6 tRNA genes are annotated in these 652 nt (G+C 48.5%); all 6 read left to right on the top strand.

Annotation, left to right across the window (positions count from 1 at the left end):
• The first annotated feature begins 50 nt into the window (after positions 1–50).
• The 6 genes from JHL18_RS05855 (at position 51) to JHL18_RS05880 (ending at position 620) form a co-directional block, all read left to right on the top strand.
• Positions 51–124, top strand: a tRNA-Gly gene (locus tag JHL18_RS05855).
• A gap of 43 nt (positions 125–167) precedes the next feature.
• A tRNA-Arg gene (locus tag JHL18_RS05860) sits at positions 168–244 on the top strand.
• Between the two features lie 14 nt (positions 245–258).
• Positions 259–334, top strand: a tRNA-Pro gene (locus tag JHL18_RS05865).
• A gap of 10 nt (positions 335–344) precedes the next feature.
• Positions 345–418: transfer RNA gene (locus JHL18_RS05870), tRNA-Gly, on the top strand.
• 45 nt (positions 419–463) lie between these two features.
• Positions 464–540: transfer RNA gene (locus JHL18_RS05875), tRNA-Arg, on the top strand.
• 4 nt (positions 541–544) lie between these two features.
• Positions 545–620: transfer RNA gene (locus JHL18_RS05880), tRNA-Lys, on the top strand.
• Positions 621–652: the final 32 nt, after the last annotated feature.

Raw genomic sequence — 652 nt, forward strand, 5'->3', positions numbered from 1 at the left:
TTGCCAAGGTGAAGGTCGCGGGTTCGAGTCCCGTCTTCCGCTCCAAATATGCGGGTATCGTATATCGGTAATACTCCAGCCTTCCAAGCTGAAAAGGTGGGTTCGACTCCCACTACCCGCTCCATAAACATCTAAATATTAGATGTTAGATAATTACAAGTTTATATGCGTCTTTAGCTCAGCTGGATAGAGCAACGCCCTTCTAAGGCGTGGGCCAGGGGTTCGAATCCCTTAAGACGCACCATTTTAAATGGATATCGGGGTGTAGCGCAGATGGGAGCGCGCGTGGTTTGGGACCATGAGGTCGCAGGTTCGATCCCTGTCACCCCGACCAGTTTAAATATGCGGGTATCGTATATCGGTAATACTCCAGCCTTCCAAGCTGAAAAGGTGGGTTCGACTCCCACTACCCGCTCCATAAACATCTTAAATATTAGATGTTATAATACATAGTTTTTAATATGCGTCTTTAGCTCAGCTGGATAGAGCAACGCCCTTCTAAGGCGTGGGCCAGGAGTTCGAATCTCTTAAGACGCACCATTATGCGCCATTAGCTCAGTTGGTAGAGCACCTGACTCTTAATCAGGGTGTCTTGGGTTCGAGTCCCTGATGGCGCACCAAATATGGTGGACGTAGTTCAGTTGGTAGAGCA

Origin of the sequence: Clostridium yunnanense (genome assembly GCF_016595795.1) — a bacterium.
Lineage (GTDB): Bacteria > Bacillota > Clostridia > Clostridiales > Clostridiaceae > Clostridium_AR > Clostridium_AR yunnanense.